Source organism: Stenotrophomonas sp. BR163 (assembly GCF_047520985.2).
Classification (GTDB): domain Bacteria; phylum Pseudomonadota; class Gammaproteobacteria; order Xanthomonadales; family Xanthomonadaceae; genus Stenotrophomonas; species Stenotrophomonas sepilia.
On record NZ_JAXBRE020000022.1, the window covers coordinates 19,817 to 34,396 of the forward strand.

At 66.5% G+C, this 14,580-nt stretch carries 14 protein-coding genes, 1 tRNA gene and 1 pseudogene; 13 read left to right on the forward strand and 3 right to left on the reverse strand.

Translation table 11 applies throughout. From position 1 onward, the window contains the following. Positions 1-11 precede the first annotated feature (11 nt). From ACM0PY_RS16200 to queC, 11 genes are all read left to right on the forward strand, one after another. On the forward strand, positions 12-1,931 hold the full coding sequence (locus ACM0PY_RS16200) for a potassium transporter Kup (protein WP_134972610.1): 1,920 nt from the start codon (positions 12-14) through the stop codon (positions 1,929-1,931). A gap of 126 nt (positions 1,932-2,057) precedes the next feature. After that, a complete protein-coding gene (gene ruvB / locus ACM0PY_RS16205) occupies positions 2,058-3,098 on the forward strand; it encodes a Holliday junction branch migration DNA helicase RuvB (RefSeq protein WP_005418515.1) in 1,041 nt (346 codons plus the stop codon). Next, a complete protein-coding gene (gene ybgC / locus ACM0PY_RS16210; RefSeq protein WP_049413323.1) occupies positions 3,088-3,519 on the forward strand; it encodes a tol-pal system-associated acyl-CoA thioesterase in 432 nt (143 codons plus the stop codon). The genes ruvB and ybgC overlap by 11 nt, the downstream gene beginning before the upstream one ends. Before the next feature lie 10 nt (positions 3,520-3,529). Then, entirely contained in the window at positions 3,530-4,309 is a 780-nt protein-coding gene (tolQ, locus tag ACM0PY_RS16215) for a protein TolQ (protein ID WP_005410752.1), read from the forward strand. Between the two features lie 24 nt (positions 4,310-4,333). Continuing rightward, a complete protein-coding gene (gene tolR, locus ACM0PY_RS16220; RefSeq protein ID WP_005410751.1) occupies positions 4,334-4,762 on the forward strand; it encodes a protein TolR in 429 nt (142 codons plus the stop codon). Continuing rightward, positions 4,752-5,807 (forward strand): cell envelope integrity protein TolA, encoded by a 1,056-nt coding sequence (tolA, locus tag ACM0PY_RS16225; RefSeq protein WP_069139342.1) that lies wholly within the window; start codon positions 4,752-4,754, stop codon positions 5,805-5,807. Before tolR ends, tolA begins: the two co-directional genes overlap by 11 nt. 283 nt (positions 5,808-6,090) lie before the next feature. Continuing rightward, on the forward strand, positions 6,091-7,410 hold the full coding sequence (tolB, locus tag ACM0PY_RS16230) for a Tol-Pal system beta propeller repeat protein TolB (protein ID WP_005418511.1): 1,320 nt from the start codon (positions 6,091-6,093) through the stop codon (positions 7,408-7,410). Positions 7,411-7,474: 64 nt separating this feature from the next. Next, a complete protein-coding gene (gene pal / locus ACM0PY_RS16235) occupies positions 7,475-7,993 on the forward strand; it encodes a peptidoglycan-associated lipoprotein Pal (RefSeq protein ID WP_005418510.1) in 519 nt (172 codons plus the stop codon). A 3-nt stretch (positions 7,994-7,996) separates the two neighbouring features. Beyond that, on the forward strand, positions 7,997-8,815 hold the full coding sequence (ybgF, locus tag ACM0PY_RS16240) for a tol-pal system protein YbgF (RefSeq protein WP_180884033.1): 819 nt from the start codon (positions 7,997-7,999) through the stop codon (positions 8,813-8,815). A 176-nt stretch (positions 8,816-8,991) separates the two neighbouring features. Continuing rightward, the gene (gene queE / locus ACM0PY_RS16245) at positions 8,992-9,693 is read left to right on the forward strand and encodes a 7-carboxy-7-deazaguanine synthase QueE (protein WP_134972427.1); all 702 of its coding nucleotides are present in this window, start codon (positions 8,992-8,994) and stop codon (positions 9,691-9,693) included. Positions 9,694-9,770: 77 nt separating this feature from the next. Further along, entirely contained in the window at positions 9,771-10,436 is a 666-nt protein-coding gene (gene queC, locus ACM0PY_RS16250) for a 7-cyano-7-deazaguanine synthase QueC (RefSeq protein ID WP_061480332.1), read from the forward strand. Positions 10,437-10,527: 91 nt separating this feature from the next. Here the strand turns inward: queC and ACM0PY_RS16255 are convergent, their stop codons facing one another. Further along, positions 10,528-11,481, reverse strand: coding sequence for a DUF2268 domain-containing putative Zn-dependent protease (locus ACM0PY_RS16255; protein ID WP_134972428.1), 954 nt, complete (start codon positions 11,479-11,481; stop codon positions 10,528-10,530). A 168-nt stretch (positions 11,482-11,649) separates the two neighbouring features. On the opposite strand from ACM0PY_RS16255, the gene ACM0PY_RS16260 reads away from it, so the two are divergent. Continuing rightward, positions 11,650-11,725: transfer RNA gene (locus ACM0PY_RS16260), tRNA-Lys, on the forward strand. A 74-nt stretch (positions 11,726-11,799) separates the two neighbouring features. On the opposite strand, the gene ACM0PY_RS16265 is transcribed toward ACM0PY_RS16260, so the two are convergent. Together ACM0PY_RS16265 and ACM0PY_RS16270 are read right to left on the reverse strand one after the other, a co-directional pair. Beyond that, positions 11,800-12,129: a hypothetical protein gene (locus tag ACM0PY_RS16265; protein WP_134972429.1), complete on the reverse strand. Its 330-nt coding sequence runs from the start codon at positions 12,127-12,129 to the stop codon at positions 11,800-11,802. An 83-nt stretch (positions 12,130-12,212) separates the two neighbouring features. Further along, positions 12,213-12,563 carry a hypothetical protein gene (locus ACM0PY_RS16270; RefSeq protein ID WP_134972430.1) on the reverse strand — a complete coding sequence of 117 codons (351 nt, stop codon included), beginning with the start codon at positions 12,561-12,563 and terminating at the stop codon, positions 12,213-12,215. An 830-nt stretch (positions 12,564-13,393) separates the two neighbouring features. On the opposite strand from ACM0PY_RS16270, the pseudogene ACM0PY_RS16275 reads away from it, so the two are divergent. Then, positions 13,394-14,245, forward strand: a pseudogene (locus ACM0PY_RS16275) (alpha/beta hydrolase). The last annotated feature ends 335 nt before the right edge of the window (positions 14,246-14,580 follow it).

Below are 14,580 nucleotides of genomic sequence, written 5' to 3' on the forward strand. Positions count from 1 at the left end.
CCAGGAGTCCCATGTCCAGCAGTCAAACCCCGCACGCAGCTGCCCCCGGCAGCCACGGTCACGCCCCTCCAGCAGGAGGCATGGCGCTGATCATCGGTGCGATCGGCGTGGTGTTCGGCGATATCGGTACCAGCCCGCTGTACACGCTGAAGGAGGCGTTCTCGCCACACTACGGGCTCAACAGCGACCACGACACCGTGCTGGGCGTGCTGTCGCTGGCGTTCTGGGCGCTGAACATCGTGGTCACGCTGAAGTACGTGACCATCATCATGCGCGCCGACAACGACGGCGAGGGCGGCATCATGGCGCTGATGGCGTTGACCCAGCGCACGCTGCGCAACGGCTCGCGCTCGGCCTACGTGGTCGGCATCCTCGGCATTTTCGGTGCGTCGCTGTTCTTCGGCGACGGCGTGATCACCCCGGCGATATCGGTGCTGGGTGCGGTGGAAGGCCTGGAGGTGGCCGCGCCGGGCCTGCATGCCTTCATCGTGCCGATCACGGTGGTGGTGCTGTTGATGGTGTTTGCGGCGCAGCGCTTCGGTACCGAGAAGATCGGCAAGGCCTTCGGCCCCATCACGTCGGTCTGGTTCATCTCGCTGGCGGCGATCGGCATCTACAACATCGTCGATGCGCCGGAAGTGCTCAAGGCATTCAACCCGTGGTGGGCGATCCGCTTCTTCATGGAGCACAGCTGGCATGGGATCTTCATCCTCGGCGCAGTGGTGCTGGCGGTGACCGGTGGCGAGGCGCTTTACGCCGACATGGGCCACTTCGGTGCCAAGCCGATCCGACACGCCTGGTACTTCTTCGTGCTGCCGTGCCTGGTGCTGAACTACCTGGGGCAGGGCGCACTGGTGCTCAACCACCCCGAGGCGCTGAAGAACCCGTTCTTCGAGGCAGTGCCGTCGTGGGCGCTGTACCCGATGATCATCCTGGCCACGATGGCGGCGGTGATCGCGTCCCAGTCGGTCATCACCGGCGCGTTCTCGGTCTCGCGTCAGGCGATGCAGCTGGGCTACATCCCGCGCATGCGCATCAAGCACACCTCGCACGACACCATCGGCCAGATCTACATCCCGGGGATCAACTGGGGCATCGCGGTGATGGTGATCGGCCTGGTGCTGGCCTTCCGCAGCTCGTCCAACCTGGCGGTGGCCTACGGCATCTCGGTGTCGGCCACCATGCTGATCGACACCCTGCTGCTGGCCCTGGTGGCCCGTTCGCTGTGGCCGAAGGCGCGCGCCTGGCTGCTGCCGCTGTGCGTGGTGTTCTTCATCATCGATCTGGGCTTCGTCATCGCCAACGGTGCCAAGCTGCTGCAGGGCGCCTGGTTCCCGGTGGTGCTGGGCATCTTCCTGTTCACCATGATGCGCACGTGGCGCCGTGGCCGCGAGCTGCTGCGCGATGAGATCCGCAAGGACGGCATCCGCCTGGATACCTTCCTGCCGGGCCTGATGCTGGCACCGCCGGTACGCGTGCCGGGCACCGCGGTATTCCTCACCGCCGACCCGACCGTCGCCCCGCATGCGCTGATGCACAACCTCAAGCACAACAAGGTGCTGCACGAGCGCAACGTGTTCCTGCACGTGGAGACCCTGCCGATCCCGTATGCGATGGAAGGGCAGCGGCTGAAGATCGAATCGGTGGGCGACGAGTTCTACCGCGTCTATGTGCGCTTCGGCTTCATGGAAACCCCGGACGTGCCGCTGGCGCTGATGCGCTCGTGCGACCACGGTGGCATCTACTTCGACCCGATGGACACCACCTTCTTCGCCAGCCGCGAAACCATCGTGGCCACCGCCAACCGCGGCATGCCGATCTGGCGCGACAAGCTGTTCGCGCTGATGCATCGGAATGCCGCGCCGGCCACCGGCTTCTTCCGTATTCCCGGCAACCGCCTGGTCGAACTCGGGGCCCAGGTCGAGATCTGAGGTCTGGTAGTGCCGGCCGCTGGCCGGCATCCGCCGCACCACCGGTGTTCATGGGGTTGCCGGCCAGCGGCCGGCACTACCGTGCTTCCGGCCCCGGAATGCAACCATTTACCGCATAATCACGGTATGACCGACGACCGCATCATCGGCGCCGGCGCCACCCGCGAGGATGACGCCGCCGACGCCAGCATCCGCCCCAAGCGCCTGGCCGACTATCTCGGCCAGGCCCCGGTGCGCGAGCAGATGGAGATCTACATCGAAGCGGCCAAGGGGCGCGGCGACGCGCTCGACCACGTGCTGATCTTCGGGCCGCCCGGCCTGGGCAAGACCACGCTCAGCCACGTCATCGCCAACGAACTGGGCGTTGCCCTGCGGGTGACCTCCGGCCCGGTGATCGAGAAGGCCGGCGACCTGGCCGCGCTGCTGACCAACCTGCAGCCGCACGACGTGTTGTTCGTGGATGAGATCCACCGCCTGTCGCCGGTGGTCGAGGAAGTGCTGTACCCGGCGATGGAAGACTTCCAGATCGACATCATGATCGGTGAGGGCCCCGCGGCCCGTTCGATCAAGATCGACCTGCCGCCGTTCACCCTGATCGGTGCCACCACCCGCGCCGGCCTGCTGACCGCGCCGCTGCGCGACCGCTTCGGCATCGTCCAGCGGCTGGAGTTCTACAGCGTCGAGGAGCTGACCCGGATCGTGCGCCGTTCGGCCACCATCCTCGGCATCGACTGCACCGCTGATGGCGCCGGCGAGATCGCGCGGCGCGCGCGCGGCACCCCGCGTATCGCCAACCGCCTGCTGCGCCGCGTGCGCGACTACGCGCAGGTGAAGGCGGGCGGCCACATCGACGAGGCCGTGGCGCAGGCCGCGATGAAGATGCTCAAGGTTGATCCGGAAGGCTTCGACGAGCTCGACCGGCGCCTGCTCAAGACCCTGGTCGACTACTTCGATGGCGGCCCGGTCGGCATCGAGTCGCTGGCCGCGGCGCTGTCCGAGGAGCGCGGCACGCTGGAAGACGTGGTCGAGCCGTACCTGATCCAGCAGGGCTTCCTGGTGCGCACCGCGCGCGGCCGCATGGCCACCCACAAGGCCTACCGGCACATGGGCTTGAAGCCGAAGAACCCGCCGCAGGATCTGTTCGCGGAGGTTCCCGATGTCGGTTGAGCCACTATTCAGTTGGCCGACACGCATTTACTGGGAAGATACCGACGCAGGCGGCGTGGTCTACCACGCTCGCTACGTGGCCTTCATGGAACGGGCCCGGACCGAATGGATGCGTGCGCTCGGCTACGGCCAGGAGCGCATGCGCGCCGAGCATGGGATGGTCTTCGCGGTGCGCTCGATGCAGATGGATTTCATCAAGCCGGCACGGCTGGATGACACCCTGCAGGTGAGCGCCCGCCTGGTCCAGCTGAAGAAGGCCAGCATGGTCTTCGACCAGCAGATCCTGCGCGACGGCGAGCTGCTGCTGTCGGCCCGGGTCCGCATCGCCGCACTGGAAGCGGCCAGTTTCCGCCCCCGTGGCATGGACGAGGCCGTCCTTGCCATGCTGCAACCCCACCTCCACCCCGAATCCGAACACTGAGGAACAACGGATGATCGCAACGCTCCTGGCCCTGCAGGCCACGGTCACCGAGGCACTGCCGGCCGACGTCAGCAACGCCGCGACACAGACCCTTGCCCAGGCCACCACCGGCGGCGGCATCAACTACCTCGAACTGATGGCCAAGGCCAGCCTGCCGGTGAAGATCATCGTGCTGCTGCTGCTGGTCGGCTCGTTCGTCAGCTGGGTGATCATTTTCCGCAAGGCCCGCGTGTTCAAGCAGGCCACCCGCGAAGCCGACGAGTTCGAGAACCGCTTCTGGTCCGGCGCCGACCTGGGCAAGCTGTACAGCGCCGCCACCGACCGCAGCCGCAGCGTGACCGGCCTGGAAGCCATCTTCGAAGCTGGTTTCCGCGAGTACACCCGCCTGCGCGACAAGCGCCGCCTGGATGGCCGTGCGCAGCTGGAAGGCGCGCAGCGTGCCATGCGCACCACCTACACCCGCGAAGTGGACCAGCTTGAGCGCAACCTGGAACTGCTGGCCAACATCGGTTCGACTGCCCCGTACGTGGGCCTGGTCGGTACCGTGTTCGGCATCATGGTGACCATGCACGACATGATCAGCAGCGGTGCGCAGGCCGGTATCGCCGCCGTCGCGCCAGGCATCTCCGAAGCCCTGTTCGCCACCGCCATCGGCCTGTTCGTGGCGATCCCGGCGGTGTGGGCCTACAACCGCTTCACCACCCGCGTGGAGCGCATGTCGGTGCGGTTCGAGACCTTTGCCGAAGAGTTCAGCTCCATCCTGCAGCGCCAGAGCGCTGGCGACGAGTAAGCGCCTGACCCGGGAGTCCAAGCCATGTCCGCTGCCATCGGTCGCCGCAAGCGCCGCAAGCTGAAATCGGAAATCAACGTCGTTCCCTACATCGACGTCATGCTGGTGCTGCTGATCATCTTCATGGTCACCGCGCCGCTGCTCACCCTGAGCTTCGACGTCGACCTGCCGCAATCCAACGCCAAGGCGCTGGAAAGCAAGCAGGACCCGGTGATCGTCTCGGTGCGCCAGGACGGCCAGCTCAGCCTGAAGCTGCCCGACGCCAAGGAACCGACCGCCGTGTCGGCCGAGGAACTGGAGGGCCGCCTGGCCGGCATCGCCGCCCAGGACAAGGGCGTACGCGTGATCGTCGCCGCCGACCGTGCCGTGGCCTATGAAAAGGTCATCGCCGCGATGGATGTGATCAAGCGCGCCAAGGTAGACAAGGTAGGCCTGGCCACCGATGCACGCTGACGCCCTGCCACCTCCGCAGCAGCGCGAACCCGGCTGGGGCCTGCCCCTGGCGCTGGCGTTGCTGGTGCACCTGCTGGTCGCGCTGGTCTTCATCGTGGCCTGGTTCTGGTCACCCGAGCGCAACACCGACGCCGCCGCCGGTGATCCGTCGGTGGAGGCCAGCCTGGCGCTGTCCGCGTCCGAGGCGTCCGCCGCCCGCCAGGCCCTGCGCCAGTCCGAAAAGCTGGAGGACCTGCCGCCGCCGGTGGCCGAGCCGGTTCCGGTGCCGGAAGACACCATTCCGCCGCCACAGCCGATTCCCGAGCCGCGCCCACAGGACGCCCCCACGCCGCAGCAGCAACAGGCACAGGAGCGTGTCGCGCAGCCGGATACCAAGGACCAGGAAGCGGTCAGCGCGTTGGCCATCTCGCAGGAGAAGGCCAGGCAGGAGCAGGAAGCCAAGCGCCGCCAGGAGCAGATCGACCTGACCGAACGCAAGCGCCAGGAAGAGGCCGAGCAGAAGCTACGCCTGGCCAAGCAGCAGGAAGAAGACGCGAAGAAGAAGCTGGCCGATCAGGCGCGTCAGGCCGCGGACAAGGCCGAGGCCGAGAAGCAGAAGAAGATCGCCGAGATCCGTGCCCGCCGCGAACAGGCCGAAAAGGAAGCCAAGCTGGCTGAGCAGAAGCTGCGCCAGGTCGCCGCCGCGCGCAATGCCGCGGGCAGTGCCGCCGCCGGTTCCAGCGGTGCGTCCCAGCCGGCCGCCGGTGGTGGTGGCAACAGCGATGATCTTTCGGCCAAGTACGCCGCGGCGATCCAGGCCAAGGTGCTGTCGCAGTGGGTGCGGCCGGACACGGTGCCGCTGGGCCAGCGCTGCCAGATCACCATCACCCAGATTCCGGGTGGCACGGTGATGCAGGCCAAGGTCAGCCCGAACTGCCCGTACGACGAGGCCGGCAAGCGTTCGATCGAGGCCGCCGTGCTCAACGCGCAGCCGCTGCCGTACCGTGGCTTCGAGTCGGTGTTCGCACGCACGCTCAACTTCACGTTTACTGCCCAGGATCGCTGAGGTGGCGGGCCGGGGCGGCTCTCGAGCCACCCGCGCCCACGGTTGTCGCGCTTGCCTCTGGTGTGCTCGGTTTCGACCGGGCAGGCTGTGGGCTGCTGTCGAACACCGTCCTCCGGGGCGGCGTGACCAGGGCAGACGGTGCGATGTTAGCCACGACGTTAACGGTGCGTGAGAAGACGGGCTGGAACTGACCCGGAATTCACGTACCCTTGGTTCATGATTGCGAAGCGGTTCACTCCCGCTTTGTTATCCCTCGTTCCGGTTTCCCCTTATTGAGCGCTCCATGAAAAAGATGCCTCGCTGGCTTGCCGTGTTTGCGGCCCTGTTGCTGCCCTTTGCTGCCGTCGCGCAGCAGAAGGGGCTGGATATCGACATCATCGGCGGCAATGCCTCCGCGCTGCCGATCACCATCGTGCCGATGCCCTATCAGGGTTCGTCGGCCGCTCCGCAGACCGACGTCGCCGGCGTGGTCCGTGCCGATCTGGAGCGTTCGGGCCAGTTCCGCACGCTGCCGGAAGCGCAGATCGTCGAGAAGCCCGTGCGGGGGGGGGATATCCAGTTCGCGACCTGGCGCGCGCTGAAGCAGAACTACATCGTGGTCGGCCGCGTGCTTGATGCCGGTGCGGGTGCCTACCGCGTCGAGTACGAACTGTTCGACGTGCCCAAGGGCGAGCGCCTGCTGGGTCTGGCGATGACCGCCCGTGGCAACGCCATGCGCGACGTTGCCCACCAGATGGCCGACGCCATCTACGAAAAGATCACCGGTGTGCGCGGCGCCTTCTGGACCCGCATCGCCTACGTGACCGCCAGTGGCAAGGGCGACGCCATGCGCTACGCGCTGATGGTGGCCGATTCCGATGGCTTCAACCCGCAGACCATCGTGCGCTCGGCCGAGCCGCTGCTGTCGCCGTCGTGGAGTCCGGATGGCAGCAAGCTGGCCTACGTCAGCTTCGAGCGTGGCAATTCGGCCATCTACATCCAGAACATCGGCACCGGTGCGCGCGAGCTGGTCACCAGCTTCCGCGGCATCAACAGCGCCCCGGCGTTCTCGCCGGACGGCCGCAAGCTGGCCCTGACCCTGTCGCGCTCCGGTAACCCGGAAATCTACGTGATGGACCTGGGCAGCAAGCAGCTGACCCAGCTGACCAACCACTTCGCCATTGATACCGAGCCGACCTGGGCACCGGACGGCAGCGCGGTGTACTTCACCTCCGATCGCGGCGGCCGTCCGCAGGTCTACAAGGTCGGTGCCGGTGGCGGCAGCGCCGAGCGCGTCACCTTCCAGGGCAACTACAATGCCAAGCCCTCGGTGTCCTACGATGGCAAGAAGATCGCCGTCGCCCAGGGCTCGGGCAACAGCTACAAGATCGCGATGATGGACAGCTCGCTGGGGTCGCCCCGCTGGAGCACGCTGTCCCCGGGTTCGCTGGATGAATCGCCGAGCTTTGCGCCCAACGCAAGCATGGTGCTGTACGCCGCCCGCGAAGGTGGCCGTGGTGTGTTGTATGCCGTTTCGGCCGATGCGCGGGTTCGCCAGCGCCTGGTCCTGGCTGACGGTGATGTGCGCGAACCGGCATGGTCCCCATACCGTACCCAGCGCTAAAAGAGTGTTAATATTTTCGTTGTCTTGAACCCCTCATCGGCTTAGGAGCCACAAAGGTATCGCCATGAACAAGTCCACCCGCGTTCTGCTTGTTTCCCTGCTGTCTGTGGCCGTCCTGGCCGGTTGCTCGAAGAAGGTGAAGGAAGAGCCGGCAGCCCCGGTCGACACCGGCACCTCGACCACCACCCCGACCGGTCCGTCGACCTCCGGCCTGTACGGCCCGGGCGATCTGGACACCGACGCCTGCCTGCGCCAGCGCGTTGTCTACTTCGACCTGGACAAGGAAGACGTGAAGCCGGAATTCCAGGCCATCATGGCGTGCCACGCCAAGTACCTGCGTGACCGTCCGTCCTCGCGCATCACCCTGCAGGGCCACACCGACGAGCGCGGTTCGCGCGCGTACAACCAGGCCCTGGGTGAGCGTCGTGGCAACGGCGTCAGCTCGGCCCTGCAGGCCAACGGTGGTTCGGCTTCGCAGCTGACCGTCGTGTCCTACGGTGAAGAGCGTCCGGTCTGCACCGAGTCGAACGAGTCGTGCTGGTCGCAGAACCGTCGCGTCGAAATCGTCTACACCGCGCAGTAATCCATGCGCATTGGCATCAAACTGATGCTGGTCGTTGCGGCAGCCCTCGTGGCTGCCGCACCGGCGCACGCACAGCGACAGAGCCTGGCTGACCGTGTCGGCGCGCTCGAGCAGCAGATGTACAACAACAGTGCCAACCAGGACCTGTTGAACCAGATCAATCAGCTGCGGCAGCAGGTCATCAGCCTGCAGGCCTCGATCGAGCAGTTGCAGCATGACAACGCCCAGCTCAAGCAGTCCGCCCAGGACCAATACCTGGATCTGGACAGCCGCCTGAACCGGTTGGAAGGGGGCAACGCCGCCCCGGCCCTGCCGCCCGTTCCGGCGAGCGCGCCGAAGGCCGCACCGGCCCCGGCAAAAACCGCAGCGGCGGCCACTTCCGAGCGGCCGCCTTCCGTCCATGGTGATGCTGGCAGCCTTGCCGCCACCGGCGACGAGCGCACCTCCTACAACGTTGCCTTCGATGCGTTGAAGGCCGGCAGGTACGACGATTCGGCGCAGCTGTTCCTGAGCTTCCTGGAGTTGTACCCGAACGGCGTCTACGCGCCGAACGCGCTGTACTGGCTGGGCGAGAGCTACTACGCCACCCGCAATTTCCCGATGGCCGAGACCCAGTTCCGAGAGCTGCTCTCGCGCTATCCGACCCACGACAAGGCCGCGGGCGGCCTGCTCAAGATCGGCCTCTCGCAGTACGGCGAGGGAAAGGTCGACCAAGCCCAGCAGACGCTGGAGACCGTCGTGGCGCAGTACCCCGGCTCGGACGCCGCGCGCACCGCGCAGGACCGCCTGCAGTCCATCCGCCTGGGCAGGCAGATCCGCTGATCCGCTGGGCGGGCGTACAATAGGTGCCCTGTAGAGCCGAGCCCACGCTCGGCTGCTTTCGTTTCCGGACCAGCAAAGCCGTCCGGTTGCTGTTGTAGAGCCGAGCCATGCTCGGCTGCTTTCGTTACCGGCCACGGTAGCCCACCCGCCACGTGTCCCACCAAGAAGTACCCGCCATGACCGCCGTTACCCCGTCAAACGCCGTCGCCACCCCCAGCGACATCGTGCAGTCGCCGCTGCCGCGCCTGAAGATCACCGAGATCTTCACCTCGCTGCAGGGCGAGGCCGATACCGCCGGCTGGCCGACCGTGTTCGTGCGCCTGACCGGCTGCCCGCTGCGCTGCCAGTACTGCGACACCGCCTATGCCTTCCACGGCGGCACCTGGTGGGACATCGACGACATCGTGGCCGAGGTGCTGGCCCAGGGCGTCCGCCACGTCTGCGTGACCGGCGGCGAGCCGCTGGCGCAGAAGCGCTGCCTGGTGCTGCTGCAGAAGCTGTGCGATGCGGGCATGGATGTCTCGCTGGAAACCTCCGGCGCGCTGGATGTCAGCGCAGTGGACCCGCGCGTGTCGCGCGTGGTCGACATCAAGACGCCGGGTTCGGCCGAAGTGGCGCGCAACCGCTGGGAAAACCTGCCGCTGCTGACCGTCCGCGACCAGATCAAGTTCGTCATCTGCAACCGCGAGGACTACGACTGGGCCAAGGCCATGGTCGCCGAGCACGGCCTGGTGAAGCGTTGCACCGTGTTCTTCTCGCCGAGCAAGGGCGAGATCAGCGCGCGGCAGTTGGCCGACTGGATCGTCGAAGACCGGCTGCCGGTGCGTTTCCAGATGCAGTTGCATAAAATCCTGTGGAACGACGAGCCGGGCCGATGAGCCGGCGCAGCGTTCCCTGATGTAGCTCCGGCGCGGGACAGCGTGCTGGCTTTCCCCTCCCAACCGGAAGATTTCCCATGAAGAAGGCTGTCGTGCTTCTCTCCGGCGGCATGGATTCAGCCGCCGTCATCGCCATGGCCCAGGAACAGGGCTTTGCCGTGCATGCCCTGAGCGTGCGCTACGGCCAGCGCCACACCTCCGAACTGGATGCCGCCGCCCGCGTGGCCAAGGCCCAGGGCGTGGTCGCGCACAAGACCGTGGACGTGGACCTGCGCAGCATCGGTGGCTCGGCGCTGACCGATGACATCGACGTACCGGAGGCGGGCGGAGCCGGCATTCCGGTCACCTACGTGCCGGCGCGCAATACCATCATGCTGTCGCTGGCGCTGGGCTGGGCCGAAGTGCTCGGTGCCAATGACATCTTCTGCGGCGTCAACGCCGTCGACTACTCCGGCTACCCGGACTGCCGCCCCGAGTTCGTGGCCGCGTTCCAGGCGCTGGCCAACCTGGCCACAAAGTCGGGCGTGGAAGGCGCCGGCATCAAGGTGCATGCCCCGCTGCAGTTCCTCAGCAAGGGCCAGATCGTCAGCGAAGGCGTGCGCCTGGGCGTGGACTTCGGCCTGACCGTGTCCTGCTACAACGCCGACGCCAATGGCGCTGCCTGTGGCCACTGCGACGCCTGCCGCTTGCGCGCGCAGGGTTTCGCCGAAGCCGGCGTGCCCGACCCCACGCGGTACGCCTGACCGCTTCCGGTAGAGCCGGCCGCTGGCCGGCTTCACCGGTGGGGCAATCACTCCCTCGGTGGGTGCCAAGCGCTTGTCCGCACTCCTTGATCTACCGGGCCTGCAACCATCCCGATGCCTCGATGAAGGCCCGCACCGCAGCCGGATCGGCATAGTCCAACTCGATCATCCGCGCGACAGCAGTCCTCTCGTCGGTCTGCCGGCGCATGTACTCCTGCGCAATGCGGTAGCCGGCGTAGTAGCCCAGGTCACTCACCCCGAACGGATTGCGCGCGCTGTTGTACAGCCAGTTGTCCAGGTTGTTCCCGTGCATCTCCGCACGGAAGCGCGCGCGGATTTCCGCTTCGTGCGCTGGCCCATAGGTGTACAGCGGCAACGCCGGGCGGCGCCCGCTGATGCGCTCTGCCACGTATTCGGCCACGCCTTCGCGTACCGCGTACTGGGCCAGGCTGCCGGTGGTCTCGCGCTGCTGGGTATGCACGTATTCGTGCAGGTTGTTCTGCGCGTTGTTCGCACCCGGCCGGCTGTCGTAGAAGACCCGCAGGCGGCTGCGCATCGGCTCGGGCAGCTCGCTCACGTCCACGCGCTCATCGCCGAGCGCCATCTCCGCGCCGATCAGCACCTTGTCGTCCAGCGTGGTACCGCCGGTGCGCAGGACACCGATCGCATAGGTGATGGTGGCTGGACGCAGTGCCGGGTAGAGCACCCGGAACGCAGCCAGGTCGCGCTCCAGCGTGGCGCTGGCCAGCTGTGCGTTGGCGGTGAGCGGCCGCACCGACGTCCAGAAGCGCGGCCACGCCCACATGGCCTCGGCGTATTCGCGGGCAGTGTAGTGGCGCACCTGCATCAGCGCATGCAAGCCGGGGCTGCCCGGATCGATGTAGCGCTGCTGGACCAGCGCCACCCGGCGTTCGCCATCGGGCTCGGCGCGCACCGCATCATAGGTGGCCCAGAAGCGGGCGATGTCGTCAGTGACGACCTGGGATGGGGCGGCCAGGGCTGCGCAGGGCAGCAGGGCGGCAAGCAGGCTGGCGATAAGGCGCATCCATGGCTCCGGGGAAGGATCACAGATGGGATGCGACAATGGCCCGAAAGGTTTAAGCCCGCTGGTAGTGCCGGCCGCTGGCCGGCATCCTCGACACACCGGGGTTTCACGCGACCGGCCAAAGTAGGGTAGAATGCCCACCCCGCCGAAAGGCTGGGGCAGTGCAATGGGCCGTTAGCTCAGTCGGTAGAGCAGAAGACTTTTAATCTTTTGGTCGAAGGTTCGAATCCTTCACGGCCCACCATTGCATTCAACGACTCAAGTCATTCAAAAAGGCACCGCTCAGCGGTGCCTTTTGTGTTGTTGCCCGCAAAATGCCTATTTCGCCTTGGCGCCGCGCGCCCGCGCCACCTCGCGTTCCGCCGCCACCTGCGTGGCAACGGCTGCAGCATTGGCGGCGGCATTCGCAGCCCGCTCCGCCGCAGCACGATCCGCATCGAACCGCGCCTGCCGCTGGGCGCTGTAGGTGCGTTCCAGTTCCAGCGAGGCGAGGAAACTGCCTGGATGCTTTGCGGCGCACGCCCGCTGTACCAGTTGCACAGCATGATCGGACAGCCCGGGCTGGATATTGGCCAGCAGGCAATCGGCATACGGTACGGACGCAGCAGGGCCAGCGGCCAGCGCGGCAACGATCAGAACATTCAACATGCAAACCTCCTTGTAGGTTTCGATGGGACCCGGTACCGGTCGGTCCGGCCCCAGTATGGCCCGGTTCGCGGCACAGGGTGAGGCTACTCCGGCCGCACGTCCCGGCACACCAGCTCGGCCAGACTGCGGCAGGCAAAGAACAGCCCTTCAACCACGCCGGCATCCAGATGCCGGTCCGGCGTGGCCCGGCAGCGGTCGGCGGCGTGCAGCATTTCCGCCACGGTCAGCATGCCGATGGCGGCCCGTTCCACCCGCGACAGGGCAACCCCGCGCCCTGCAGATAGGCTGGTTTCAGGCCAGGGCAGGCCATCGGCGCCTTCGCCCGCGCGGATGCGTTTGAGGCAGCCCAGAAACGTGCTCAGTTCGGGCGCAGGGTTGTCGTCGTCATCGTGGGTGCTGGCGGCGTATGAAGCATAGGGCGGACGGTCGGTCATCTCGGCTTCCTCAGCTCTGGAGTGGGCGTGCCACCGCGCAGGGCGGGTGGCAGGCGATGCGTGGCTGCAAGCCGGAATGACATCACGCAGTAACCGGCGGGTCCGAAGACCCCCACGCACCGCCCGCCATGAAGGCCGACGGATCACCCACCGACACGGTCCAAAGACAGTGTCGGCGGGTGAGCGCAAACAACAGCGTGAATGTCATTACGGGCTTGCAGGCCCGCTGCCACCCGTTGTCGGTGGCGCAGCATGGTGTTTACGCCTGCGCCTGGAGCTCAATGAGGATTTTCCGAAGAACGATGCGGAATCCAGGCGCGCGACGATGTTGGTGCAGGCCGCGCCGACGCAGCAAGCGACAGGGCGGGACGCATGTGCTCATGCGCTCGGCCGGTCGCGTTGGACAATGTCGGCAACTGCCGCTGACGGCACGTTTGCCGTGGTGGGGAACATGGAAAGTGCGCGCCACGTTTGCCAGCCGTGGTGGTACGGAACAGCGGGTCACGCACTCAAAAAGCGGTGCATCTGCGACGTCCAAGGTGTTGTAGAGCCGAGCCATGCTCGGCTGCGGTTTGCGCGGTGGGCTGAGCCGAGCGTGGGCTCGGCTCTACAGTGATCCGTCCCATCCGCGACGGTTGAACTGTTGTAGAGCCGAGCCATGCTCGGCTGCGATTTGCATGGGAAACCGAGCCGTACCCGGTTGCGCGCGGGGAGGTCATCCCCCGCATGGCATGGATCTATGCATCTGGCAGGGATGCTGAGCGTGCAGAAGCCGCCAATGCCTGCCGCTGGGCGCTATGCTCGGCCTCTTTCCCAGGACGGGTCACCCCATGCGCTTGATCATGCTGTCGCTGTTGTTGTCCGCCGTCTCCGTCGCGCCGTTGATGGCCGCCGAACCGGCGCCGTCCGTGCAATCAGCGGCCGCAACCCCGCTGGTGATCGGCGAAACCTTCACCCTCGAATCGAAGGCGTTGGGCGAGACCCGCCGCATCAATGTCTACCGCCCGCAGCCCTGGGGCCTGGACCCGAAGGCGCCGCTGCCGGTGCTCTACATGCCCGACGGCGGCATCGGTGAGGACTTCCTGCACGTGGCAGGACTGGTGCAGGTGCTGAGCGGCAATGGCAGCATGCGCCCGTTCCTGCTGGTCGGCATCGAGAACACCGAGCGCCGTCGCGACATGACCGGCCCCAGCAGCGATCCGCAGGACCAGAAGATCGCGCCGCGCATTGGGGGTTCCGCGGCCTACCGCACGTTTCTGCGCGATTAACTGATGCCGCAGGTACGCCAGCGCTACCCGACCACCGACGAGCGCGCGCTGATCGGTGAGTCGCTGGCCGGCCTGTTCGTGGTTGAGACGCTGCTGCAGGAGCCGACGCTGTTCAACAGCTACATCGCGCTGGACCCCAGCCTGTGGTGGAACCGTGGCGCAATGCTGGCCGGCGCGGCCAAGCAGCTGCCGGCGGTGACGCGTGCGCAGCCGCGCGTGTTCCTGGCCAGCAGTGGGCAGCCAGAGCTGGCTGCGTCCGCCGCGCAGTTGGCCACGCTGCTGCAACAGGCGTCGCCGTCGCCGCTGGTGAAGTACCTGCCGTTGCCGGAGGAAACCCACGCCACGATCTATCATCCGGCCGCGTTGCAGGCGCTGCGCACGCTGTTCCCGGCGCCGCCGCCGGCCTCGCCCTGATCGCACTGGCAGCGGGTCGAGCAGCATCCAGGGTTGTTGGAGATAGAAATTAGGTCACTGCCGGATCGATCATGGCCGCGATGGCAATGGTCGGGCCGACGGAATCAAGTCTGCCCGTCGAGGTGAGCTCGGTAGTCATTCTTGGCAGTCACTCAGCAACGGCCCTCCGATGGGTACGACCAGATAAACGGAAGTCGTCTTTGTAGTTTCATCTCTGTTCTCTCCGTTGGGTGCAAGGTGCGGCGCGCACCATTCTCTTGGCGGTTGCACTGCGATCGAGCTGGAGTGAGTGCGGTGATGATCACGCTTGATGCGTATGCTCGCAGTGAGCTGTG